Origin of the sequence: Marinobacter lipolyticus (assembly GCF_018424605.1) — a bacterium.
GTDB lineage: Bacteria > Pseudomonadota > Gammaproteobacteria > Pseudomonadales > Oleiphilaceae > Marinobacter > Marinobacter lipolyticus_B.
In genome coordinates this window covers 21179-44970 of record NZ_QTKT01000012.1, presented here as the reverse complement: position 1 = coordinate 44970, position 23792 = coordinate 21179, and the positions used below count along the sequence as shown (strand labels likewise).

The following is a 23792-nucleotide window of genomic DNA, read 5'->3' as shown; positions in this document are numbered from 1 at the left end:
TCAGACCTCCCCTTCACGAAGTTTTTGCAGGTAAGGCGCAAAGCCGCGCTCGCTCATCCAGTAATTGACGAGCTGCTGAACGCCACGGCTGGTCAGCGTTGCACCGGAGAGGGCATCCACCTTGTGCTCCCGGTCGGCCGCATCGGCACTGACACCACCTTTGACCAGGCGGATCTGAGGGTCGGCGCGTTCGCCGTCATAGACCTCTTTACCCACCCACTGCTGCTTCCAGCGCGGGTTGTCCACCTCGCCACCCAGGCCCGGGGTCTCCGCGTGCGCGTAGAAACCCAGACCTTCGATGGTGTTCAGGTCACCTTCCAGAGAGATAAAGCCATACAGCGTGGACCACAGGCCATAACCGTGAATCGGCAGCACCACGCGGGTCACTTCGCCGTTCTCGCTCATAGTGTAGACCTTGGCGATGTCCGGACGGCGCTTGATGCCGGCCTTGTCTTCCGAGGACGGAATATCGGTGGACATTTCCGGATCGGAAGCCGCCTTGTACATGTCGTACTTCATCGGATCCTGGACATTCACCACTGACGGCTCAACGTACTCACCGGTGTTGAGGTCGACCAGGCGAACTTCGAACTGCTCGAACAGCTCCTCGATTTCCGCAGCACTTGCCCCCTGGGGCAGCAGGCCCGCAGCGGACAGGATGTTGGTCTTGATGTCCAGGTTCTGGTTCTTGATCTGCGCGGGTCTGAGCGATACCGCCGCGGTGGACACCACCACCGAGAAGACAATACTCAGAACCAGGGCAACAATCAGCGTTCTGGAGACAGTTTCTTTAGCTTTAGCCACGTGCGAGCCTCCGTTTGATGTTGGCCTGGACCACGTAATGATCCATCAGCGGTGCGAACAGGTTAGCGAACAGAATGGCCAGCATGATGCCTTCCGGGAACGCCGGGTTCACGACGCGGATCAGCACGGTCATCACGCCCACCAGGATACCGAAGCACCAGCGGCCGGTGTTGGTCATCGCGGCGGAGACCGGGTCGGTTGCCATGAACATCATGCCGAAGGCGAAACCGCCCATGACCAGATGCCAGTGCGCAGGCACGGCGAACATCGGATTGGTGTCAGAGCCAACCGCATTCAGTAGCAACGACATACCGATCATGCCGATGAGCACACCGCCGACAATGCGGTAGGAGGCAATTTTCATCATCAGCAGGATCGCGCCGCCAATCAGCACCGCCAGCGTCGACGTTTCGCCCATGGAACCCTGGATGGTGCCCATAAATGCAGACATCCAGCCAATCTGGGTCTCCAGTGCTTCCAGACCACCACTGGCCGCCCAGCTCAGGGCCGTCGCGCCGCTAAAGCCGTCGACTGCGGTCCACACCGTGTCACCGGAAATCTGCGCCGGATAGGCAAAGTACAGGAACGCACGACCGGTCAGCGCCGGGTTCAGGAAGTTCTTGCCCGTACCGCCGAACACTTCCTTGCCGATCACCACGCCGAAGGTGATGCCCAGGGCAACCTGCCACAGCGGAATGGTGGGCGGGCAGATCAGCGCGAAGAGCACGGAGGTCACGAAGAAACCTTCGTTGACTTCGTGACGACGCACGGTGGCGAACAGCACTTCCCAGAAACCACCTACCACGAAGGTAACGAAGTAAATGGGCACGAAGTACGCCATGCCGTAAACGAAGTTGTCCCACATGCCGGCGCCAGCGCCGGTTACCGCCAGGGCCTGGATGAAGGCAGTCCGCAGACCACCGTCAGCCACCATGGCATCCGGGTTGGCAGCCAGGAAGTTGTTGGCCTGGAAACCGATGTTCCACATACCGAAGAACATGGCCGGGAAGGTACACATCCACACCGTGATCATGATGCGTTTCAGGTCAACGCCGTCACGCACATGGGAAGTGGTGGAGGTTACGCTCGAAGGCGAGTAGAAAATGGTATCAACGGCTTCGTACAGCGCGTACCAGCGCTCGTACTTGCCGCCCTTTTCAAAGTGATGCTCGATGCCATCGAGAAACTGTCGGATTGCCATCGTATTAGCCCTCGATCTCGATTCGGGTCAGGTTCTCACGGAGAATCGGACCGTATTCGTATTTACCCGGGCACACGAAGGTGCACAGCGCCAGATCTTCTTCATCCAGCTCCAGTGCGCCCAGTTTCTGTGCCGTTTCGGTGTCGCCGACAATCAGCGACCGAAGCAGCTGGGTCGGCAGGATGTCCAGCGGCATGACCTGCTCGTACGCGCCCACCGGTACCATCGCCCGTTCACTGCCGTTGGTGGTGGTGGTGAAATTGAACAGCTTCTTGCCCGCCAGTTTGGACAGGTAGATGTTGAGCACCGAGAACTTGTTCGGACCTGGCGACAGCCAGCCCATGAACTCGCGCTTGTTGCCCTCTTCCAGTACCGACACCTGGTTGGCAAAACGCCCCAGATAAGCACAGGGTCCGTCACCACGACGGCCACCGAACACGGAGCCGGAAATCATGCGCACGTCGCAGTCGGTCGCCACCTCATCCTTCAGCAGCTCGGTCAGGCTGGCACCCACACGGGTGCGAATCAGGCGCGGCTTCAGCGCTTTCGGGCCGCCGATAGCAACAACGCGATCCACCGGCAGCTCACCGGTTTCGAACAGCTTGGCGATATCGATGACGTCCTGGTAACCGATCGACCACACCACCTTGTTGCCGGCAATCGGGTCCAGGTAGTGAATGTGGGTGCCCACGTTGCCTGCCGGGTGTACGCCGTCGAACTGATGAACTTCGACGCCGTCGGACTTGGGAACCGGCACGTCCGAGCCGGGCTTACCGGTGACAAACACCTTGCCGCTGGTCAGCTTGCCCAGAATCTTCAGGCCTTTTTCGAACGCGGCACCGTTTTCACGGATGATCACGGTCGGGTCTGCGGCCAGGGGATTGGTGTCCATCACGGACACGAAAATAGAGTGCGGTGCCGAATCAATGGCGGGCACTTTGCTGTAAGGACGCGTTCTCAACGTCGTCCACAGGCCGGATTCAACAAGATTATCCACCACCTGCTGACGCTCGAGCCCGGCGAGGTCTGCCTCGCTGTATCGGGCAAAGGTCTCGGCCTCGTCGCCATCAATCTCGATGACAACCGACTGGAAAACACGACGCTCACCACGGTTGATTTCTTTCACCACACCGGCTGCCGGTGAGGTATAACGAACGCCTTCGGTCTTCTTGTCCGTGAACAGCAGCGTACCGCGCTTGACACGGTCTCCCTCTTTCACAGCCATCGTCGGCTTCATGCCGTTGTAGTCAAAGCCGATCAACGCCACGTGGCGAACGGATTTGCCGTCGGTGATGGTCTGTTCGGGAGCGCCGCTGATGGGAAGATCCAGGCCTTTTTTGATCTTGATCATTAGCCTCATCCAATCATCAGAAACTATTCTATGGATTTGTAACGCCCGACTCCTGCGGCCCAGGAAACGATGAGAAACGGGGTGCCAGACGTACCCAAAATCGCGCCAATTATAGAGATTAGTTAATCTCATTTCCACCAGAAACCCTGCGGACTTTGTGCCCGAACGTAACTCGCCAGGGATTCCTCCGCCCCAAAAAAAGAAACCCCGCCAGCGGGACTGGCGGGGTTTTCTGACTGATCAGCGGATGATCAGTCGCGGGCGCGCTTGGGGAAAATCGGGTAAGTCACGCCAGCCATCTGATTGACCACTCGCACCACCTGGGCGCTGTAGCCAAACTCGTTGTCGTACCACACGTACAGGATCAGCCGCTTGCCACCAGCAATGGTAGCCTGGGAGTCCACGATACCGGCATGGCGGGAGCCAACGAAGTCAGTGGAAACCACTTCCGGCGAGTTGACGAAATCGATCTGCTTCTGCAGCTCAGAGTGCAGCGCCATTTCACGCAGATACTCGTTTACGCCTTCAACATCCACGTCCTTTTTCAGGTTCAGGTTGAGGATGGCCATGGACACGTTCGGCGTGGGAACCCGGATCGCGTTACCGGTCAGCTTGCCTTTCAGCTCCGGCAGAGCCTTGGCAACCGCCTTGGCGGCGCCAGTCTCGGTGATCACCATGTTGAGCGCGGCACTGCGGCCACGGCGACTGCCTTTGTGGTAGTTATCGATCAGGTTCTGGTCGTTGGTGTAGGAGTGCACGGTTTCTACGTGGCCGTCTTCGATGCCGTATTCGTCCTGGATCGCCTTCAGTACCGGCGTAATCGCGTTGGTGGTACAGGAGGCCGCGGAGAGGATCTTGTCTTCCTCGGTGATCCAGTCGTTGTTGATGCCATAAACGATGTTCTTGATGTCGCCCTTGCCCGGCGCCGTCAGGATAACGCGGCTCACGCCTTTGGACTTCAGGTGCAGCCCAAGGCCCGCTTCGTCACGCCAGATACCGGTATTGTCGATCACAATGGCGTTGTTGATCCCGTACTCGGTGTAGTCCACCTGGTCCGGGCCCTTCGAGTAAATCACCTTGATGTAGTTGCCGTTGGCGATCAGCGCAGACTCTTTTTCGTCAACGGTAATGGTGCCGTCGAATGGCCCATGCACGGAATCCCGGCGCAGCAGGCTGGCACGCTTTTCCAGATCGTTTTCGGCGCCGCCCTGGCGGACCACGATAGCGCGCAGACGCAGGTTGTTACCGCCACCGGCCTTTTCGATCAGGATACGGGCCAGCAGTCGACCGATACGACCGAAGCCGTATAAAACCACGTCTTTGGTGTCGTTCTCGGCATTCTCTTCAGACTGGGTTGCGTACTGACCCACGATCGGGCCGATTTCACGCTTGAGAAAGTCTTCCAGCGAACCGCCTTCGGCCTTGAACTTGACGGCCAGCTTGCCGATGTCGACGTGAGCGCGACCGAGCTCCATGCTGTCCATGGCCTGCAGAATCGGAAGCGTATCGTGGACAGACAACTCGCTGTCTTCGACCTGACGGACAAAGCGATGGGCACGAATAATACCGATAACGGACTGATTGATGATGGCGCGACCGTAAACGGAGGTAACCACGTTATTCTTGCGGTACAGACGGCCGATCAGCGGAATCATTGCTTCCGCAGTGGATTCTCTATCGGTCCAGTTAGACAGGTGCTGGTTAATCTGTTCGTGACTCACGCTTGAACCTCTGCAGTTGGCACTTGGAAAATTGGGCGCATATTATCCAACTTAAAATGCCAGACCGCAAATACAGACGACCATCCCGCCCGTACACGATCTGCGCAGGCGGACGGCACGGACAACGCGGCACGCCGCACCGCCATGACAGCCACTGCCACGACCGGTAGAATACGCGCCTCGCCGCCCCGACCTTACACAGATGGAGATTCGATACGCCCATGACTGACGGTGCATCTTCCCGACACGCCCCTGCCCTGGTGGCACCGGCATTCCCCGGCAAGGCCGGCGACCATCGTCGATGGGGCCAGTTGCACGGCAGCAGCGATGCCCTGGCGATCTGTGAAAGCGCGCGGCAGCACAACGGCCTTACCCTGGTCATCACCCGCAGCACCGACGACGCCATCCGCCTGGAACAATCCATGCGGTTCTACCTCGGCCTGCCGGCGGAGGAAGATGGCGCCACGGTGACGGACAACGGCCTTGAACTGCTTTCCCTGCCGGACTGGGAAACACTGCCTTACGACCTGTTCTCACCCCATCAGGACATCACCTCCCGGCGCATTCGAACCCTGCACCGCCTGCCATCCACTCGCCAGGGCGTGCTGGTGGTGCCGGCGCGCACACTCATGCACCGGCTGCCGCCTGTCAGCTATCTGCAGGGCAACACACTGCTGCTGGAAGTGGGCCAGACCCTCGACATCGACACCTGGCGACTGCAACTGGAGTCCGCCGGCTACAGGCACGCAGAGAACGTCTATGAGCATGGCGAATACGCGGTTCGCGGCGCCATTCTTGATATTTTTCCCATGGGCGCCACACAGCCCTACCGTATTGATCTGTTCGATGATGAAATTGAAACCCTGCGCACGTTCGACCCGGAAACCCAGCGCTCCATCGACCGCATCGAGCGGATAGAACTGCTGCCGGCCAACGAATTCCCGTGGAACAAAGAGGCCCGATCCGGATTTCGGAACCGCTGGTTCGAGCACTTCCCCAACGCCGATAAAAGCGCGCCCATCTATCAGGACGTCAGCCACGGCATCACGCCACCGGGCATCGAGTATTACCTGCCCCTGTTCTTTGACGAGACGGCCACACTGTTCGATTACCTGCCCGAGGGAACCCACGTCTTCACCGCAGATGGGCTGAACGACGCCGTTGGCCACTTTGACGCCGACACCCGCGCCCGCCACGAGGACCGCCGCCACGACCGCCTGCGCCCGATCCTGCCGCCTGCGGAACTCTTCCTGCAACAGGAGGAGCTATTCGGCCACCTCAAGCACTTTCCGCGGGTCACCATGAGCTCCGACAGCGTGGACGGAGCCGGAGCCGCCAATTGTGGCGCAGCAACCTTGCCGGATGTGGCCATGGACGGACGCGCGGCCGACCCGGCGGCACGGCTGAAACGCTTTGTTCAGGAATTCGGTGGCCGCGTTTTGCTGTGCGCCGAGTCCTCTGGTCGCCGCGAAGCGCTGATCGACAACCTTGCCGACCACGGGGTCCGGCCTGTCACGCTGGATGGCTGGCAGTCGTTCCTGACCGCCACGGACGACCCCTTGAGCATAACCATTGCGCCCATGGAGCAGGGACTGCTGCTTCCTGACCAGCACCTGGCACTGGTGACGGAAACCGCACTTTTCGGCGAGCGTGTTCTGCAGCGCCGGCGGCGGGAGAAACCCACGGAAGTTGATGATTCCGGTTACCGGGATCTGTCCGAACTGCGCATCGGCGCCCCGGTTGTGCATATTGACCACGGCGTGGGACGCTACCAGGGTCTGGAAACCATTACCGTCGAGGGCGAGGCCAGCGAGTTTCTGATGCTGGAGTATGCCGGCGGTTCCAAACTGTATGTGCCGGTGTCCAGCCTGCACCTGATCTCCCGCTACAGCGGCTCTGACACCGAACACGCCCCGCTGCACAAACTCGGCACCGAGCGCTGGAGCAGCGCCAAGCAGAAGGCACTGGAGAAAATCCGCGACACCGCTGCCGAACTGCTGGACGTCTACGCCCGTCGTGAGGCCCGCAAAGGCTTCTCTTTCGAAGACCCGAAAGAGGCCTACCGCGCCTTCGCCGCCGGCTTCCCGTTCGAGGAAACTCCGGACCAGCAGGTGGCCATTGAATCCGTGTTCGAGGACATGACCAGCGAACGGCCCATGGACCGCCTCGTGTGTGGCGATGTCGGCTTCGGAAAAACCGAAGTGGCCATGCGGGCGGCGTTCATGGCGACGTTCTCCGGCAAGCAGGTGGCGGTGCTGGTGCCGACCACCCTGCTGGCACAACAACATTACGAATCTTTCCGTGACCGTTTCTCCGATACCGCGGTCAACGTCGAGTTGCTCAGCCGTTTCCGCAGCGGCGCACAGACCAGCAAGGCAATGGCCGCCATCGAAGCCGGCAAGGCCGACATCGTGATCGGCACCCACAAGCTGCTTCAGGGCGACATGAAGTTCCGCAACCTGGGCCTGGTGATCATCGACGAAGAACACCGCTTCGGCGTGCAGCAGAAGGAAAAACTCAAGGCCCTGCGAGCCGAGGTCGACATGCTGACGCTTACGGCGACGCCAATTCCCCGTACGCTGAATATGGCCATGGGCCACCTGCGGGACCTGTCCATCATAGCCACCCCGCCGGCGCGGCGGCTGTCGGTGAAAACCTTTGTCCGCCAGCGCGACGACGCCATGGTCAAGGAAGCCATCCTGCGGGAGATCCTGCGGGGCGGCCAGGTGTACTTCCTTCACAACGACGTGGCGACCATCCAGAAAACCGCCGAAGATCTGCGCCGGCTGATACCAGAGGCCCGGGTTGGCGTCGCCCACGGCCAGATGCGCGAGCGTGAGCTGGAACAGATCATGTCGGACTTCTACCACAAGCGCTTCAACGTGCTGGTGTGCACCACCATTGTGGAAACCGGTATCGACATTCCCAGCGCCAACACCATCATTATCGAGCGCGCGGACAAGTTTGGCCTCGCCCAGCTGCATCAGCTGCGGGGCCGGGTCGGCCGCTCTCACCACCAGGCCTACGCCTACCTGCTGACACCGCCGCCGCGCAGCATCACCGCCGACGCCAAAAAGCGGCTGGATGCGATATCCGAAGCCCAGGATCTGGGGGCCGGTTTCATGCTCGCCACCCACGACCTGGAAATTCGCGGTGCCGGTGAACTGTTGGGAGAAGAGCAAAGCGGACAGATCGAGAGTATCGGTTTCACCCTGTACATGCAGTTGCTCGACGAGGCAGTCAAGGCCATTCGCGAGGGGCGCACTCCCAACGCCGACCTGCCACTGAGCCATGGCACCGAGATGAATCTGCGCATCCCGGCGCTGATACCGGATGACTACCTGCCGGACGTGCACAACCGGTTGATGCTGTACAAGCGCATTGCCAGCGTCAGCAAGAAAGATGAATTAAAAGAACTTCAGGTTGAGATGATCGATCGTTTCGGTTTATTACCGGAGCCGACCAAAAACCTGATGCGGCAAACCGAACTTCGACTGCGGGCCGAGTCGCTCGGCATAGTGAAAATCGACGCCGGAAAGGAATGGGCCAGACTCGAGTTCGGCGCCTCAACGCCGGTTGACCCGCTGGTTCTGGTTAAAAAAGTGCAATCCGCGCCCGACCAATACCGCCTGGAAGGGGCCAACAGTTTCCGGTTCCGGCTGAAGGATGATTCAACCGGTGGTAAACTCGACGGCATTTCCGACATGCTCGGGCAGCTGACGGCCTGAAATTCAGGCCCTGCCCGCTCAACGACAGTCTTTGACACAGTGGAGTACAGCCCTTGCGAACGCCCGGTTACGCCCTGCCCGGAAAGGCCCTGACAACCCTGACCGCCGCCCTGCTGGCCGTCGCCCCCCTGTTTGCCAGTGCGCAGGAGCAGCGGGACAACTACTACCGGGCCGAGATCGTACTGGTCGAGCGACTGGTTGACCCGGAAGCGGTTACGGAACGCATGGCCAGCCGCGTGCCGGCGACCGACGAGGACGTGACCGCCCGAATGAAGGTGGAGCGCGAAGATGGCAGCACCGATACCACACTGCAACTGGTCCCGGACAGCGAGCTGCACCTGCGCTCGGCAGCACAGCGTCTGCAGAACAGCGGCCGGTTCCGGGTGTTGATGTCCGCGGGCTGGTATCAGTCCTTCCCGCCCGATTACGACGGCGAGCCGATGAAGGTGGCGGTTGGCGACTGGCTGGCTGAGGCGGGACACAGGGAAGTAGAGGGGCACATCACCATCGACCGCCAGCGGTATCTCCACGTGGGAGTGCACCTGAACCACTGGCAGCCAGGAGAGCCGGTCGACGTTCCGCTGCAGGATGTCGGGAATGTTATCAACGACGACACCGTGGCGACGTCCGACACGGAAAACCCGGACGACGGCTCGATCGGCAGTCTGGCCCAGGGCGGCGATATTGGCGCCGACAGCGTTAGCTCACCCGAGCCGAGGGCGAAAGCCGAGCTGTTGACCTGGATTCGCGAAACCCGCCGTATGCGCAGCGAGGAAGTCCATTTTCTGGACTCCCCCACCATCGGCGTGCTGGTGTTCTTCAAGCGGGTTGAGAACTGAGGGCGCCCAACCCGCCCATGGCTTCCACCAGAATCCGCTTGACCCCGGACATGCCTTGCTCGATCGCGGCCTCGATCTCTTCCATGGTAATGATGTGGTCGGATTTTCCGGCCGCCCAGTTCACCACCAGCCCCAGGCACACGTAGTTCAGCTTCAGTTCAGCGGCCAGTGAGGCCTCCGGCATGCCCGTCATTCCGACCAGATCGCAGCCATCCCGCTCAAGGCGGACAATTTCAGCGGCCGTTTCCAGCCGCGGGCCCTGGGTCGCCCCGTACACACCGAAATCCGAAATCGGGACGTCCAGCTTACTGGCCGCCTCAACCAGCACAGCGCGTGCCGATTCCGTATAGGGGAAACTGAAATCGATGTGGGTGACGGCATCGAGCTCGCCTTCAAAGAAGGTGCTGCCCCGCCCCCAGGTATAATCAATGATCTGATCGGGAATCACGATGTGCGCGGGCCCCATGACCGGATGGATACCGCCCACCGCATTGACCCCGACCACCGTGCGAACGCCGGCGTTCTGCAACGCCCACAGATTGGCGCGGTAGTTCACCTGATGGGGCGGAATCCGATGGGGGTTGCCATGCCGGGACAGGAAGATCACCCGCTGCTCGCCCAGAATGCCCTCCACCAGCGGGGAAGACGGCGCCCCCCAGGGCGTCTGCACTTCCCGTTCCCCGGTGATTTCGAGACCTGACAGGGTTGTCAGGCCGGTGCCGCCGATGATGCCGACCGGTGCTGACGCTGATGCGGTACTCATACCTTTCTGTTCTCCACCCTTAACTCCCTCACTGTGTTCACCTCAATCGCCATCGCCGGTGGCTTCGGCCGACGAACCGTAGCGGGTGCGCTGGGACGGATGGGACTTGTCCGATCCCTCGTCGTCGTTCTCGATCGGACCGTCGTCACTGTCATTGTCAGCCTGGTCGGAGCGCTCGCTCTGGGCACTGGCCAGCCGAACACTGTCGGCCACGTGCAGCGTGCGCGTCGGGAAGGCCACCTCGGCACCATGGCTTTCAATGATGTCGCTGATTTTCAGCAGCACGTCCTGCTTGACCTCATGGAACTTCACCCACTGGGTCGTTTTGGTAAAGGTGTACACCATGATATCCAGTGACGACGCATTGAACGCGAGGAAATTCACGATCAGCGTCTCGTCACTTTCGATGTCCTCGTGATTCTCCAGCATGGTGCGGATTTCCGACACAATGGTGGCCATCTCCCGCACGTCTGCGTAGCGAATGCCGATTGTTTCGGAGATGCGGCGATGGCTCATGCGGGAGGGGTTTTCCACCGCAATGGTGGTAAAGGCGGCGTTGGGTACGTACAGCGGGCGCTTGTCGAACGTGCGAATGGTGGTCAGACGCCAGCCGATATGCTCGACGGTGCCCTCAATGTTACGGTCCGGCGAACGCACCCAGTCACCGACCTTGAACGGCCGGTCCAGGTGGATGATGAAGCCGCCAAAGAAATTCGCCAGCAGATCCTTGGCCGCAAAGCCCACCGCAATGCCGCCCACACCCCCGAACGCCAGCACACCGGATATGCTGTAGCCCAGTGACTGCATGGCAATCAGCACCGCCGTGATGATGACCACAGCACGGGACAGCTTGCTGACGGCATTCACCGTGGTGTAATCCATGGGGGTTTTCATTTTCAGCGGCGAGGTAAGAATACCTTCTGCCTCTTTCACCAGCCGCAGCAGTGCCCAGACCAGCACCCAGACAAACCCGATCTGCAATAGCTTTTCATTAACCGAGAAAATTTCCGCCTCGGAGTAGCGGTACGCCACCTCGGCCGCCCAGTAAACGCCCTGGATCCAGACGAACGCCACGGCGGGTTTTCTTGCCGCGTGCAGCACCGCGTCATCCCAGAGATTCCTGGTTTTGCTGAACCGCTTTTCCAGCGCGCCGATAATGTGGCTGGCAATGTAAGCCACCGTGGCCGTTCCGAAGACCAGTGAAAACACTACGATGCCGACCCGCCAGCTCTCCGATAACAGGTCCCAGTTTTCGATCCAGCCGTTAATGGTGGCCTGCAGCTCTCCGATCATGAACATCCCCGGTGGTTAATTCAGTGTGTCGCTAATGCAAGAGGCAAATCCGGTCAGGCTTCGTGAATGACCACAGCGGTGCCCGGCTCGACCAGATCAAACAACGTAATCACATCGGCATTACGCATGCGGACGCAGCCATGGGATTTTGCCACGCCCATGGGCTCGGTATCCGGTGTGCCGTGAATGTATATGAAGCGACGGAAACTATCGACCCCGGGGCCGCGATTTTTTCCGGGCTCACTGCCGCATAGCCAGAGTATACGGGACAGGATCCAGTCACGGTCGGGATGTCGGCTGGCAAGTTCTGCGGTGTAGATTTCACCGGTGGGGCGGCGGGCCACGAACACTGTATTGGCGGGCAGACCACCACCAACCTTGGCGCGAACGAAGTGTTTTCCGCGGGGAGTGCAGCCACTGGCGTTGCGTTCGCCGGGGCCATTGAGGGCAGTGGATACCGGGCACTCGAACACACGACAGCCCCGGCCGTCCACCAGCGCCAGCGATTGCGAGGCAATATTGATATCAATGTGAGGGCCTGCGCCCCCTGATGCGCTCATGTTGAGTCGAGCTCCCGAATCGGCTTTGCCAGAGCGGAAGCCTAACCGACGGAACTGACCTCAGGCAACCGGGGCTTCTTTGAGGGAAGGCATCAGCACCGCATCCTCCGCCTGCATGCCTGCCGCGAGGAACGGCACCAGCCGGGCGGCGATTTCCTGCACCGTGGTTTCCACGCCCAGTTTGTTCTGCAGAATGTCCCTCAGGGCATCGCTACTGGACATGGTGAACGCGGTGGCGCCCAGCATGAACTGGATGCGCCAGTAGCGATCCACCGCCGACAACTGGGGAGTCGCTTCTTTGAGCAAACGCATGAAGCGACTGAACGGCTGGCTGTACTCCTGCTCCAGGAATTTGCGCAAATGGCCCTGCGACTGGGTGTAGGCAAGTCCGAGCAACCGCATGAAAATGGAAATACCCTTCTCGTTGCGCTGAGGCATGCGCACGGCGCTTTCGGTTAATGCCCAGAGAGTCTGGTTGAGCGTCGGAGGCTGGCCCTCACAACGCGCCTCAAGATCATCAAAGGCTGTTTCCAACGTGGCCGAGAAGGGCGTCAGGAAGCGGGCGAACACCGCATGGATCAGCGCGTTCTTGGAGCCAAAGTGGTAATTGACAGCGGCAAGATTTACTTTAGCCTTACTGGTAATCATCCGCAGTGAGGTTTCAGAGAAACCCCGGTCGGCGAACAACTCCTCGGCTGCATCCAGAATGCGGTCAACGGTATCAGACTGAGCCATGTTGTTTTCGGTGCCTCTAGCAAACGTCTGTTTGAAACATACGTTTGAGGCACCTTTATGTCAAGCTCTCTGCCCGGGCGAGGCAGCCACGCCGGCCCAGCCACGATCAATGGCCTGCTGATTGCCGTCAAAGAACGCTTTCTGGACCCGGTCGTAGGCCTTCTCCGCCTCCAGCAGATAGATGAGATAGAGGCGGAAATACTCGCGCCGGGTCATGTTCCGCGACAGCGTCCGGTGCTCTGACAAAGCCAGCAGCTCGCTGAACCGCGACGACCGCAGCGAGGCGTTGAACTCAGCCATGCGGGCACATTGCCAGATCAGTCCGTCTTTGCCTTCCAGATGTTCAACATGCTTGCGGGCGTCCCGGAGCATCCGCTGGCGGCGGACAATCAGGTCAAGGTACGAAGGGCGTGAGCTGTATATTCGACGAACCGCCGGTACCCCCATCATCAGAATAATCACGAAGGCGCCAAAACCGCCGCCGGCTATCCAGGCAGGTACAAACCCGGTCAGACCACTGAGGAAGATCAGCGCCGCTACCAGGGCACTGAAAACCCACAGGTCCCGGCTACGCCTTGCCGCGGCGAGCGAATAATTGTCCGGCCAGCCAGGCATCGCCAGCAGATCAAAATCCATCAGCAACACCCGATCGCACTGCTTGAGCATCAGTCGCAGTTTACGTTGCCGGCTTTCCGCCATGGCCTGCTCGATGTCGGCGGGCTCTTCCGCATCGCTTGGGTCGACGGCCTCAGCCTCAGCTGCCTCATCTTCCGTTTGCGGCCGGTCCCCGTCGGGAGACTCATCGCCCTGCTGACCGGCCGCAGACCGGGCCCCACCGTCATCGGCCTCCGGCTGTTCCGACGTCGCGGGCGCCCGGGCTATCTGGGATACACCGGGAACAGGGGCCTCCCGGTCAGGGGGCACAGGCACCGGCACCGGGTCAGCTGCACGTCCCGGCCGCAACACCGGCTCGCCCGGAATCGGCGCTGTGCGTGTTGCCGTTTTCAGTCTGTTCTCTGCCATAACCTTCTACCAATGACGCGCCCGGGCAGTCGTCCGCGATGCCGACTGGGCGAATGGAATCTACACTAGCGTATCGGCCCGTGGCCGGGAAACTTGAGCCCTTGGCATCGCCCGGCGGTATCGCTATGCTTTGCCGGTGTTTCCACAGCGCCGGCCCATGCCGCGCCACAACGAGGTGAGTTCATGTTTACAGGTATTGTCCAGGGCGTTGCCATCATTGAGAAAGTGTCTCCGGCGCCGGGGCTGAACACCTACGCCATCCGCCTGCCCGCTGAACACAGCAAAGGCGTCACCATTGGCGCGTCGGTGGCGATCAACGGCGCCTGCCTGACCGTGACCCGTCAGGACGCCGATTGCCTGTACTTTGATGCCATGCAGGAAACGCTGAAGCTGACGACGCTGGGCGGCGTCAGCGAAGGTGATCGGGTAAATTTTGAACGGGCGGCGCGGATCGGCGACGAAATCGGTGGGCACCTGCTGTCAGGCCACGTTCATACCACCGCCGTGGTAACGTCAATTCTGCGGCCGGAGAATAACGTAACCATCGAATTCGAAGTACCGGAAGCCTGGGCCCGTTACCTCTTTGCGAAAGGCTACATAGCCATCAACGGGGCGAGCCTGACGATCGGCGAGGTCACCAGCAACCGTTTCAATGTGCACCTGATTCCAGAAACCCTGAGGGCCACCACCTTCGGAGACATTCGTGAGGGCGATGCCGTCAACATCGAGATCGACAGTCAGACCCAGACCATTGTGGACACCCTGTCGAGACTCGGTTACGACCGCCCTGCCCCGGTGCGCTGACCCGAAGCCTCGAACACGACAAATTTCGGGTCGGCCTGCAACTGCTCCACTTGCAGGAAGAACCGATGCAGGCTGCGGTGGTAGCCAAGATGGCGGTTGCCCACCATCAGCAACTGCCCGCCTCCCGACAGATGGCGGGACGCCTGCTGAAACAGCCGCAAGGCAATGTGATCGCCCACCACGCCGCCCTCATGGAACGGCGGATTGAGAAGAATGAAGTCAAACTCACCCGCACCTTCGTCGATACCGTCGCGGTGATGGAACTCCGCCTCGGCATCAAGACCGGCAGTCCTGACATTACGTCGGGCACTCGCGACCGCCTGACTGGAGACATCACTGAACACCACGTGCACGTCTGTCCGCTGCTGCAGCACCTCCAGCCCGAGCACCCCGTTGCCGCACGCCAGATCCAGCACGCGCGCCCCTGGCGCCAGTGAGGCAGCACACCTGCGAACCTCCGGCAACAACAGTCGGGTACCGATATCGAGGCGCTCGCGGGCAAACACCGCCGGCAGACCACCGATCAGTTGATTACCGGTAGGTGCCGGATAGCCCTTCCACTGGCCATCCCAGTCATTCAATCTCGGCTCCCCGCGCCCGCAGATCACCACCCGCGCCTTTTTTCTGGCCGGGCAGACGTCCAGGGTGACAAGTAACTCCGCGAACACCTCTGCACTGCGATCCGGCAGGTGTTTGATCATACCCCCGGCGATCACCACACCTTCCGGTGCCAGCACCTGATTCACCCACCTCAGCATCCAGCGGAGATAATCGATTTGCCGGGGTATGCGCAGGACCACCACATCAAACGGTCCATCAGGCGGGCTCAGCCAGCTCAACGGTGGCGAGGCGATCAGATTATTGGCGACACTGTTGCGTTCCAGAGCCGTCACCAGGGTGGCGCTGTCGGCAAGCGATACCACGTCATGCTGAGCCAGGCCCAGGGTCAGAGCGCCGAACTGGTCATCCAGTACCAGCACCCGCGCCGGCCCCACGGTGTCTATCCGCGCAGCGGCCTGCTGCAGCAACAGTTCATCCGCCGCGTCCCAGGCCCTCAGTGAACGATCCGTGTTACCGGGGCGCTCAAGGGTCAGGCTACGAGCGGGCGTTTTCAGAGTATCGCTTGTCATTTCAGGCACCAATTCAGGCAGGGTTCAGAAGCGGAATCATTCTAGGCTGATTATTCTAGAAATTAACCCTATGGTGACATCCAAGTTGTTCTGTAACCGAAGACACACGAGAGATCCCTATATGATTCGCGATTCCATCAAGACCCGCTTTGAGTCTGTTCAGGCCGCCGGTAAGCGCTTTGAGGACCAGCTTCGCCCACAGCTCGACAAGGCCTCCGCTGAATTTAAGAAGCTGCTGGCCAATCTGGGTGCTGATGTGTCCGAGCCCCGCAGCCTGTCGGAGGTGGTGAGCCAGATTCGCAGCAAGAATCCGACGTTTCGCGAGTTCACCCTGCGTCTCGACGTCGCGACCTACGATCTGCGCAAGAAACTGTGGTGGGACGCCAACATGATGACCGCTTACGTCACCGACAAGGCGGGCAAAACTTACCAGACCGACGTCAGGCCCAAACTGACCGAAGCCCGCAACCGCGCCGAGTCCGAAGCCCGACGGCTGTTCGGGCAGATTCGTGATCTCGCACCCCGCCGCGCCACTGCGGAGCGGGCTGACGAGGCCTCCAGCGCAAACTGATTTCAGGTTGGTTCCCCTTTTCTGTTGGAAGCAACCTTTTGCCCCTCACCCCAGGGGCTTTTTTATGTCTGGCGCTTGGCGGAATACACCGTGAAGCGTTTATCGCTGGCCAGCCGCGTTACCGGACCAATGGTCTTCCTGATCACCGCCTCGTAGGGCAGGAAACTGTTGGCAACCAGGCGCAGCTCCCCGCCAGGCTGCAGGTGCGCTGCCGCTTGCCGGAGGAACTGTTCGGTCATGGTGGTATCGGTGCGGACACCGGCGTGAAACGGGGGATTGGTGACGATGGCTCGGTACTTCCGGGTGACCGCCGCAAGCCCATCCGAGGCCAACACGTCCCCCACGGCCTGGCTTCTGCGATAGGTGGCACCGGCACACAGGACCGCCTGGGACTGGACGTCCACGGCATCAATGGGCGACGGCTCAATACCGGCGGACCGCTGCCACGCCTGAATCCAGCAGCCGATCACGCCGGAGCCACAGGCAAAATCCAGCGAATGGCCCCGTGGCAGGGGCTGCTCGGCGAGAGTTTCCAGCAGCATCAGGGTGCCCTGATCCGGCTCTCCGTCGCTGAAGATACCCGGCAGCCCGGCAACATCCACACGCACACCGGCCGCTTCCACGGCGTGCCAGCTCATCCAGCGCTGCAGCTCGAAGGTTTCTCCGGTGGCGAAGCCATCCGCCAGCCAGACCTGACAATGGCGGGCACTGTCCACCTTGGTGGCCTCGGGCGCGACAGCCTTCACCTGCTTGACTGCGCCGGCGATACCCTCGCGTTTCTCTCCAATCACTATCAGCCTGGCGCCGTCTGCCGCCAGGAATCCGGCCAGCGCCAGACGAAACGCCAGCTCCGCACGGGCCTTGGGGAGAAACACCACGATGGTGTCGGCACACCCCGGCTGCAACGCAGGATCATCGTAACCGAAGGCTGTGCGCCAGCCCTGCAGGGCCGGGGCAGCGGCAAACACACCGGCGTGATCGGTCACCGCCAGACCGCCGCCGGGCAGTGCCGACAACAATCCGGTGTCCGACAGCCCAAGCAGGGCCAGGCGGCCGACAATGTGTTCGCGGTTTCTTAACAGTGCTTCGTGGGCGTTGGGTAATGCAGACATGGTGTTCGGGTATCCCGCGCTGGTGTACAGGCGCAATACTCTAACCGGATTCGGGCGCGGAGTCTTGGGGGAGAACGATCCGGCGCCTCGATAATCCCGGCGCTTACTTGTAGCGGGCCACCGTACCTACCCGCAGAGCATCTTCCGGGGACATGCCCCAGTCTTCCGGCTGTGCGGACTGACGGGCGGGCTCGCCCCTGCGTGGCTGATCCACAGAAGCTTCAACGCTTTTGCGCTGGTTCAGGGCATTCAGAGCTTTTTGCATCAGATCTCGCATGGTTCACCTCCTCACTGACTACGAGACAAGTGTACCGGAGCGATCGAAGGGGTTCTGTGATGCCCCCGGGGGTCAACAAGTGACCCCTATCACGATTTTTTGACAATTTTTTACAGTTCGAGCGTCATTATTTTTGACGGCCAGAGCGAACCGGGCGCTCGATCAGCTCCTGCAGGCTTCGTGCCTGAACCGTCTCCCGCTCTTCCTCACCCGAGATGGACAGCCCCATGTCGCGCAAAATGCCATCTGCCACATCATAGACAAAGCCGTGCACGGTCAGGGCCTGGCCGCGCCGCCAGGCTTCCTGAACAATGTTGTTCTGGCACACATGGCCCACCTGCTCCACCACGTTCAGTTCACACAGGCGATCCACCCGGTCCTGCTCGCTGGCAATGCCGTCCAGCACCGACTGATGTTTGTCGCGCACGTCCTGCACGTGGCGCAGCCAGTTGCTGATCAGGCCAAAACCTTCGTTCAGCAAAGACGCGCGCACACCGCCGCAACCGTAATGGCCCACCACCAGCACATGCTTGACCTTGAGCACGTCGATGGCGAACTGGAGCACCGAGAGACAGTTGAAGTCCGTGTGCACCACCACATTGGCCACGTTACGATGAACGAACAATTCGCCGGGCATCAGATCAACGATCTGGTTTGCAGGTACCCGGCTGTCAGCACAACCGATCCACAGATACTCCGGTGCCTGCTGATTGGACAGCCGATCAAAAAACTGAGGATCCTGGGCCTTGATTCCGTCGGCCCAGGATTTGTTTTTTCCCAGAAGATGATCCAGTTGCCCCATTACCATTCTCCCCGTTGATTAATCCTGTTGAGGAATTGAACGGTAATCAGCGCCTTAACGCAATACTCAGTTGGTCTGAACCTCGCCCTCCGGATGACTGCTGTGCATGGTGGATTGTGCCAGGTCCAGCAACTCCCGGAGAGCCACCGAGAACATGGCGTACTCCGGCTCGCGAACCCCTTTGAGTTCAGACAGCATGACTTTCCAACGGCTGATCATGGCTTCGTGTCGCGCCATCCAGGCATCCACGCACCCGGACACCTCCCCCGGCTTGCCGGCGAGCTTGAGCACGCCCGTGGTCAATGCCCGCTGCTGCCAGTCGAGATCCTCGCGGAAGCTCTCACGGGCCAGCGCCTGCCAGTGTGACCCCGGCGTCAGCCCGGCGATGGCATTGGCAAACCAGCTCAGATCGAGTTTCTCGCCCAGGTCATAGTAGAGATTGGCCACGGTTTTCAGCGGCATGCCGGTGGCCTCTTTCGCCTCGATGATGCCCAGCGACGAATACAGGTAGGTGGTTCCCGCCAGCACCGACGCCAGCTCCTTTGGCAGCCCCGCGTCGGTCAGTTCGGAGAACCGCTTGTCCCAGTGGGCCCGGGCCTGCTCACCCAGATAATCCGGCAGATCGGCGGTTATCTTCCAGACACTGTCGGCAAAGCGCTCCATATGGGTCTGGATGTTGAGCTCGGCACGCCGGTTGCGCAACAGCCAGCGCACGGAGCGCCGTATCAGCCGCATCAGGTCGTTCATCAGTTCCATCTGCAGCGCCGCCGGAATATGGAAATCGAGAGATTCAATCCGGTCCCACCAGGTGTCCAGTCGGAACACATCCCGGGCAATAATCCACGCCAGGGCAATGGACGCCGGGTCTGCTCCGGTAGACTGCGACAGTCGTTCCACAAAGGTAATGCCCATGTGATTGACCATGTCGTTGGCGATCTGGGTGGCAATGATTTCCCGCCGCAGCTGGTGCTCCCCCAGCTCGTCCGAGAACTTGCGGGTCAGCGCCTGGGGAAACACCTTGTACATTTCCCCGGCCAGCAGCGGTTCGTCGGGCAGTGAGCTGTCAATCAAGGTCTGCTTGAGATCCCCTTTCACGTAGGAGATCAGCACCGACAGTTCCGGCCGGGTGAGCCCCTTCTTGTCCAGCTTACGTTCGGACAGGGTTTCGTCCTCGGGCAGGAACTCCAGAGTCCGGTTCAGTTTGCCCTCGCTTTCCAGGGTATTCATCAACCGCCGGTATTCCTCCATGCGGATGGTGGCATCCACCGAGGCAATGCTGATGGCCTGGGTCTGACGGTAGTTGTTCTTCAGCACCAGTTCTGCCACGTCATCGGTCATGTCTTCCAGCATCACATTGCGTTGCTTGCCCGTCAGGTCGCCCAGGGCCACCGCACGATTGAGCAGGATTTTCATATTCACTTCGTGGTCGGAACAGTCCACCCCGCCGGAGTTGTCGATGAAATCGGTGTTCAGGCGCCCACCCTTGAGGGCGAATTCGATACGCCCGAGCTGGGTCATGCCGAGGTTGCCGCCTTCACCCACCACCTTGCAGCGCAGTTCGGAACCGTTGATGCGAAGCCCGTCGTTGGCCTTGTCACCCACGTCGCCATGGGTTTCGACCTGGCCTTTGACGTAGGTGCCAATGCCGCCGAACCACAGCAGGTCGACCTGCGCCTTGAGAATATGGGTGATGAGCATGTTTGGGGGCACCCGGTCTGACTTGATGCCCAGCAGCTTTTTCATTTCAGCGCTGACCGGAATCGACTTGGCACTGCGACTGAAGACCCCGCCGCCCTTGGAGATCAGCTTGCTGTCATAGTCGGTCCATGCCGAGCGCGGCAACTCAAAAAGCCGCTTGCGCTCCTTGTAGCTCTTCTCCGCGTCCGGCGTCGGGTCAATAAAGATGTGCACATGGTTGAACGCCGCCACCAGACGGGTTTTCTCCGAGCACAGCAGGCCATTGCCGAACACATCACCGCCCATGTCACCGATGCCGATGGCGGTAAACTCATCGAGCGCCGGGTTGATCCCCATTTCGCGGAAGTGGCGCTCGACCGACACCCAGGCGCCGCGGGCAGTAATGCCCATTTTCTTGTGGTCATAACCGTTGCTGCCGCCGGAGGCGAAGGCATCGCCCATCCAGAACCCGTATTCGGCGGCCAGGCCGTTGGCGATATCGGAGAAGGTCGCGGTGCCCTTGTCAGCGGCCACCACCAGATAGTGATCATCCTCGTCGTGGCGGATCACCTGGGCGGGCGGCGCAATGTCGCCATCCACCAGATTGTCGGTGATGTCCAGCAGGCCGCGGATGAAGGTCTTGTAGGCCTCGATGCCTTCCGCCTGAAACGCCTCGCGGTCCGAGGGGTCGGGCAGGCGTTTGGCAACGAAGCCGCCTTTGGCGCCGACCGGCACGATGACTGCGTTCTTCACCTGCTGGGCTTTGACCAGCCCCAGTATCTCGGTGCGGTAATCCTCAAACCGGTCGGACCAGCGCAGCCCGCCCCGGGCCACTTTACCGCCGCGCAGGTGAACCCCCTCGACCCGCGGGGAGTAGACGAAGATCTCAAACATCGGCATCGGCAACGGCATGTCCGGAATCTTGGTGGGATCGAACTTCACGCTGATATACGGCTTGGGGCGCCCGCCCGCGTCCAACTGGAAGTAGTTGGTGCGCAGGGTGGCCTGCATGAGCTCCAGATACAGCCGTAACACCCGGTCTTCGCTGAGGTTCTCAACAGTGTCCAGACCGGCGTTGAATTCGATCTCGAGCTTCTGCTGGGCCGCCCGGCTCTTGCCGTCACTCTGATAGCGCTCCGGGTTGAAACGAACCTCGAAAAACTCCAGCAGCATCTGCGCCAGATCCACATGATTGACCAGCGTATTGGAGATGAACGTCTGACTGTTGGAGAAACGGATCTGCCGCATGTAGCGGGCAAACGTCCTCAGCAGGGCAATCTGCCGCCAGCTCATGTAAGAGGCCAGCAGCAACCGGTTGAAGGCGTCGTTTTCCGCATCGCCGTACCAGACCCGCCGGAACAGATCCTCGAAAATCGGGCGGATACGGTGGATGTCCACCACGTTTCCGCTGTAGGCCTGCAATGTGAAATCGTGGATCCACACCACCTTGCCATGACGGTCCCTGACTTCAAACGGATGCTCGCCGATTACCCGGAACCCGAGGTTGTCGAAGATCGGCATCACATCCGACAGCGGCAGGGGTTCGTCAGCGTAAAACAGCTTGAAATGGAGCACGCTCTCCTCTTCCTCGAGCGCGCGGTAAAAGCTCATGGTCAACTGACCGTCCGCCGCACCGGAGATGTGCTCCAGATCAATGGCGGCCCGGCGCGGCGAGAACATATCCGTGTAGCTGGCAGGGAAGCCAGCGGAGTACAGCCGGTGCAGCTCGTTGCCCTGCTCTTCGCCGTACACCTCGTTCAGCGCCTCTGCCAGACCGTCGCGCCAGGACTGCGCCAGTTCGATGACTTTTTCGCGGATCTCGGCAATCGGCAACTGGCGGTTTTCCACCTGGGGCACGCGAATGGTGAACTGCACCCGCGCCAGCACCGACTCGGAAAAATGCGTCACGAATTCGATGTCATCCGCTTCGAGCCGGTCCAGCAACACCTGCTCGACCTTCAGCCGCAGTTCCGTGTTGTAGATATCCCGCGGGAAGAACGCGAGGCAGGTGACGAACTGGCCGTACACATCTTCGCGCATGAACAGTTCGATGCGTCGCCGCTCCTGGATGTAAAGGATGTTCTTGGCAACCCCGAGCAGTTCCTGGGGATCAATCTGGAACAGTTCATCCCGCGGGTACAGCGTCAGGATCTGCTCCAGCTCCTTGCCGGCATAATCGTCCCGCAGGAACCCCGACCGTTTCATCACCAAGGCAAATTTGCGGCGCAACAGCGGAATCTCGTCTGGCCGCTCGTTGTAGGCCCGGGAGGTATAGAGGCCAAGGAAGCGCCGCTCGCCCACCACTTCGCCCTTGCTGTTGAACTTCTTGACGGCGATGTAGTCCGGATAGGCTGGCCGATGCACCCGTGACCGCTGCGCGGATTTGGCGAATATGAAGATGTCGTCGGTGCGGGTCATCTCGTGCCGGGTCCGCTGCGGCAGCTCGTTCAGCCGGACCTTATCAGGGCGTTCGTTATTGACCCGCAGAATACCCAGCTCGGAGTTTTCAACGCGGCGAACCACCATGCCGCTTTTGTCCCTGGCGAAATCGTATTCGTCGTAGCCCAGAAAAGTGAAGCGGTCCGCCAGCAGCCAGTTCAGGAAGGCGCGGGCTTCCTCCTTGTCTTCGTCACTGATGCCTGCGGAGGTGGCATCCAGCTCGGCCAGGATGTCGCTCACCTTGCCGGTCACCACCGAGAAATCCTCCACGGCAATTCGCACTTCGTGGAGGATGGTCTGTAACACGTCCTCCAGTTCGCGCAGATCGCGGCTGTCGCTGTGGCGGTCAATCTCCAGCACAATGAACGCCTCGTACTCTGAACCGGCGCTGGATTTCTTGGTGGAATGGAGCTTTTTAAGCTTGCCGTCGGCATCGCGATCCACCCGGAGGATGGAATGCTGGATCGAATGGGTGCCGATTTCCCGCTGGTTGATGGCAATCCGCAGGGAATCAATCAGAAACGGGATGTTCGGATGCAGAATGAAGATGACGGTGTGAGTCGACTGCCAGCCGTCGCTCTCAAGGTCCGGGTTGAACACCGCCACCGGCGTTTCCTCGGCACTGCGTTTCTGCAGAAACTGCCACGCCGCCAGGACAGCGCCATAGGTATCCGAGAATCGTCGACTGACCAGCTCCTCAAGGGGAATGTGAGCGTAGTGCTGCTTGGCAAATTCACTGATCTTTTTTGCTTCGGTCTTCGCAATCTTTTGTGCGAAGGCATCAGCCAGCTGTTCGAAAAACTGGTCCTTGCTGGCCACCGTCAGCGCGTTCATAGTCAACCTCGGTTAGTGTGAAATAAACGTAATCAGGGTATCGTCACATAAGCATAGTCAAGCCCTTGATTTTTGCCGTCCAGATGCCAAAACTGCGGCAACTACCTACGCTTAGAGCCTCCACAAAG

General features: G+C 60.3%; 18 protein-coding genes. 4 read left to right on the top strand and 14 right to left on the bottom strand.

Going from position 1 to position 23792, the window contains the following annotated elements:
- The 4 genes from DYI22_RS14940 to DYI22_RS14925 form a co-directional block, all read right to left on the bottom strand.
- Entirely contained in the window at positions 1-804 is an 804-nt protein-coding gene (locus DYI22_RS14940) for a Na(+)-translocating NADH-quinone reductase subunit C (RefSeq protein ID WP_213478881.1), read from the bottom strand.
- Complete coding sequence (locus tag DYI22_RS14935) at positions 797-2005, bottom strand: NADH:ubiquinone reductase (Na(+)-transporting) subunit B (RefSeq protein ID WP_213478880.1); 1209 nt, start codon at positions 2003-2005, stop codon at positions 797-799. Before DYI22_RS14935 ends, DYI22_RS14940 begins: the two co-directional genes overlap by 8 nt.
- 4 nt (positions 2006-2009) lie before the next feature.
- Positions 2010-3356, bottom strand: coding sequence for a Na(+)-translocating NADH-quinone reductase subunit A (locus DYI22_RS14930; RefSeq protein ID WP_213478879.1), 1347 nt, complete (start codon positions 3354-3356; stop codon positions 2010-2012).
- 251 nt (positions 3357-3607) lie between these two features.
- Positions 3608-5077 (bottom strand): glyceraldehyde-3-phosphate dehydrogenase, encoded by a 1470-nt coding sequence (locus DYI22_RS14925; RefSeq protein ID WP_213478878.1) that lies wholly within the window; start codon positions 5075-5077, stop codon positions 3608-3610.
- A 221-nt stretch (positions 5078-5298) separates the two neighbouring features.
- On the opposite strand from DYI22_RS14925, the gene mfd reads away from it, so the two are divergent.
- The gene (gene mfd, locus DYI22_RS14920) at positions 5299-8805 is read left to right on the top strand and encodes a transcription-repair coupling factor (RefSeq protein WP_213478877.1); all 3507 of its coding nucleotides are present in this window, start codon (positions 5299-5301) and stop codon (positions 8803-8805) included.
- A 53-nt stretch (positions 8806-8858) separates the two neighbouring features.
- Positions 8859-9644 (top strand): CsiV family protein, encoded by a 786-nt coding sequence (locus tag DYI22_RS14915; RefSeq protein WP_228301062.1) that lies wholly within the window; start codon positions 8859-8861, stop codon positions 9642-9644.
- Here DYI22_RS14915 and DYI22_RS14910 read toward each other — a convergent pair.
- The 5 genes from DYI22_RS14910 to DYI22_RS14890 are packed head-to-tail and all read right to left on the bottom strand — an operon-like array spanning position 9625 to position 14018.
- Positions 9625-10407, bottom strand: coding sequence for an S-methyl-5'-thioinosine phosphorylase (locus DYI22_RS14910; protein ID WP_213478876.1), 783 nt, complete (start codon positions 10405-10407; stop codon positions 9625-9627). The genes DYI22_RS14915 and DYI22_RS14910 overlap by 20 nt on opposite strands.
- 42 nt (positions 10408-10449) lie before the next feature.
- Positions 10450-11700 (bottom strand): mechanosensitive ion channel family protein, encoded by a 1251-nt coding sequence (locus DYI22_RS14905; protein WP_213478875.1) that lies wholly within the window; start codon positions 11698-11700, stop codon positions 10450-10452.
- 53 nt (positions 11701-11753) lie between these two features.
- The gene (locus DYI22_RS14900; protein WP_213478874.1) at positions 11754-12260 is read right to left on the bottom strand and encodes a L,D-transpeptidase; all 507 of its coding nucleotides are present in this window, start codon (positions 12258-12260) and stop codon (positions 11754-11756) included.
- 60 nt (positions 12261-12320) lie between these two features.
- Entirely contained in the window at positions 12321-12995 is a 675-nt protein-coding gene (locus DYI22_RS14895; protein ID WP_213478873.1) for a TetR/AcrR family transcriptional regulator, read from the bottom strand.
- A 60-nt stretch (positions 12996-13055) separates the two neighbouring features.
- The gene (locus tag DYI22_RS14890) at positions 13056-14018 is read right to left on the bottom strand and encodes a hypothetical protein (RefSeq protein ID WP_213478872.1); all 963 of its coding nucleotides are present in this window, start codon (positions 14016-14018) and stop codon (positions 13056-13058) included.
- Between the two features lie 183 nt (positions 14019-14201).
- On the opposite strand from DYI22_RS14890, the gene DYI22_RS14885 reads away from it, so the two are divergent.
- Positions 14202-14822, top strand: coding sequence for a riboflavin synthase subunit alpha (locus tag DYI22_RS14885; protein WP_213478871.1), 621 nt, complete (start codon positions 14202-14204; stop codon positions 14820-14822).
- Here DYI22_RS14885 and DYI22_RS14880 read toward each other — a convergent pair.
- Complete coding sequence (locus DYI22_RS14880; protein WP_213478870.1) at positions 14795-15952, bottom strand: class I SAM-dependent methyltransferase; 1158 nt, start codon at positions 15950-15952, stop codon at positions 14795-14797. The two genes, DYI22_RS14885 and DYI22_RS14880, sit on opposite strands and share 28 nt — an antisense overlap.
- A 121-nt stretch (positions 15953-16073) precedes the next feature.
- Between DYI22_RS14880 and DYI22_RS14875 the strand changes: the two genes are divergently transcribed.
- The gene (locus DYI22_RS14875) at positions 16074-16523 is read left to right on the top strand and encodes a hypothetical protein (protein ID WP_213478869.1); all 450 of its coding nucleotides are present in this window, start codon (positions 16074-16076) and stop codon (positions 16521-16523) included.
- A 62-nt stretch (positions 16524-16585) separates the two neighbouring features.
- Here the strand turns inward: DYI22_RS14875 and DYI22_RS14870 are convergent, their stop codons facing one another.
- The 4 genes from DYI22_RS14870 to DYI22_RS14855 all read right to left on the bottom strand — a co-directional run bounded on the left by DYI22_RS14870 (position 16586) and on the right by DYI22_RS14855 (position 23664).
- Complete coding sequence (locus DYI22_RS14870; protein WP_213478868.1) at positions 16586-17635, bottom strand: class I SAM-dependent methyltransferase; 1050 nt, start codon at positions 17633-17635, stop codon at positions 16586-16588.
- A gap of 103 nt (positions 17636-17738) precedes the next feature.
- Positions 17739-17912 carry a hypothetical protein gene (locus DYI22_RS14865; RefSeq protein WP_213478867.1) on the bottom strand — a complete coding sequence of 58 codons (174 nt, stop codon included), beginning with the start codon at positions 17910-17912 and terminating at the stop codon, positions 17739-17741.
- Between the two features lie 127 nt (positions 17913-18039).
- The gene (gene can, locus DYI22_RS14860) at positions 18040-18714 is read right to left on the bottom strand and encodes a carbonate dehydratase (protein WP_213478866.1); all 675 of its coding nucleotides are present in this window, start codon (positions 18712-18714) and stop codon (positions 18040-18042) included.
- Between the two features lie 66 nt (positions 18715-18780).
- Positions 18781-23664, bottom strand: coding sequence for an NAD-glutamate dehydrogenase (locus DYI22_RS14855; RefSeq protein ID WP_213478865.1), 4884 nt, complete (start codon positions 23662-23664; stop codon positions 18781-18783).
- Positions 23665-23792: the final 128 nt, after the last annotated feature.